Source organism: Nocardia sp. NPDC058497 (assembly GCF_042720195.1).
Classification (GTDB): Bacteria; Actinomycetota; Actinomycetes; order Mycobacteriales; family Mycobacteriaceae; genus Nocardia.
In genome coordinates, this window is sequence record NZ_JBHXMY010000856.1 from 1 (window position 1) to 1,830 (window position 1,830).

Sequence of the window (1,830 nt, forward strand, 5' to 3'; positions counted from 1 at the left end):
TTCGAGTGCACTCGCACACGGAGGTTTCCCTTGAACCACGGCCCTGAACTGCGCAAATGCAGATTTCACCTGGCAGATCTGCCACTTCGGCCGCAGCGACCGAAGGCTTGCGCGTCCTGCGGCGGGGGTGGGTTCGCGTGATCGAGCCGATCGTTCCGCCGCCGCCGGTGCAGGAGCGCATCCACGGAGCCATGCCCGTCCGATCGGTCCCGCGAGAGGCCGACGCGAGCCTGATCTACGGGATGAGTGTGGTCGGAGAGGGGGGCCGCGTCACCGCTCGCGCCGTCCTCGACACGCTCGGCTGGCAACCCGGAACCCGGCTGTCGCTGTCATGCCCGGACGACCAGCTGATCCTCCTCCGGCCGGCCGCTGATGGTTCGATCACGGTGACAGCTGGCGGGTACCTGCGGGTGCCGGTGCGCACGCGGCGTCGCGTCGGCCTCTCCTACGGTGACCTCGTCCTGGTAATGGCTCATCGACGCTGCGGTGGTGTGCTGATCCACCCGCCGGCGGCACTCGACGGATTGCTCGCGTCGAGCCGTCGCCTGTTGGAGGTGGTTCCGTGACGATGCCGCCCACCCATCTCCCGCACACCGGCGGCGCCGGAGCCGAGACCTTGGCCGCCGCGAGGCTGCTGCTGACGCAGATGGGAATCTCCCCTGCCGACCTGATCGAAAGCCTGCCCGCTGCACCCACATTCGCCGAGGCGATCCCGCTCGTGCGCGCTCGCCTGGCAGCGGGAACCGCGCGTACCTACGGAACCCACCTCTCCCTGCTCGAATCACTGTGGCCGAATCGGTCGCTGAGTGAACCGACCCACCACGAACTGGAAGAACTCGCGACCTCGGTACAAGCCGGGGCGCGAACCAATCGCGCCTCACGCGGTGGAACCAGCGCGATGGAGCACTTCGTGTCGGCCGTGCGCCGCGTATACCGCCACGCCGAGGACTCCGGTTGGATTCGACCACAGGACAATCCGGCCCGCCGTCTATCCATGCCGGTCCGCCGGACATCCCACCGGTATGCCATCCCCTCACCCCAGCTCGCCGAGATCTGCCACACGGCAGCCACAACCGGTGACGATCCCGCACTGGATTCGCTCCTGTTGCGGCTGCACTTGGAGACCGCGTGTCGCCGTGGCGGCGGTCTCGCGCTACGCCCGCAGGACCTGGATCCCGATCAGTGTCTGGTCTGGCTACGAGAGAAGGGCGGGTCCGATCGATGGCAGCCAGTGTCGCCGACACTGATGGCGCACTTGCGAAATCACGCCGACGAGCGTGGTGCGCCGTACTCCGGCCAACTCCTGCGCTATAGGCACGGGCGCCCGATCTCGAGCCGTCGCTACGATCATCTCTGGGGCCGAGTCGGCACCGACCTCCCGTGGGTCGCCACACAGGGCATCACCACCCACTGGCTGCGCCACACCACTCTCACCTGGGTCGAACGCACCTTCAGCTATGCCGTCGCCCGCGCCTACGCCGGACATCGCGGCAAACGTGGCGGGGTCACCGAAACCTACGTCAAGTCCGACATCCACGAAGTCTCGGCCGCGGTGTCTGCGCTGACCGGTGAACCTCACCCTCTCGCCCTGAGCTCATCCATACCCGCTACGGCGCTCCCTGCGCCGCGCTGATCCCGCCGCGAGCAGCGGCGCAGGGTGCCAGTCGACCGGGCAGCCTGCGCCGTGGCGGCCCTCATCAGACCGCAGCGTTCTCAGTGGCCAAGAAGTCTGCGGCGAGCGCGATCCACTCCACTGTGCAATCTTGCGGCAGGTCCAAACAGGCTCCCCTCGACAGAATCTCACGCGGAGGTGTTTGATCGATGCATCGC

The 1,830-nt window shown here is 67.5% G+C and carries 2 protein-coding genes; both read left to right on the forward strand.

From position 1 onward, the window contains the following. Positions 1 to 137 precede the first annotated feature (137 nt). Positions 138 to 566 (forward strand): hypothetical protein, encoded by a 429-nt coding sequence (locus ACFWPJ_RS31810; RefSeq protein WP_378857075.1) that lies wholly within the window; start codon positions 138 to 140, stop codon positions 564 to 566. A gap of 2 nt (positions 567 to 568) precedes the next feature. After that, on the forward strand, positions 569 to 1,633 hold the full coding sequence (locus ACFWPJ_RS31815) for a tyrosine-type recombinase/integrase (RefSeq protein WP_378857076.1): 1,065 nt from the start codon (positions 569 to 571) through the stop codon (positions 1,631 to 1,633). Positions 1,634 to 1,830 lie beyond the last annotated feature (197 nt).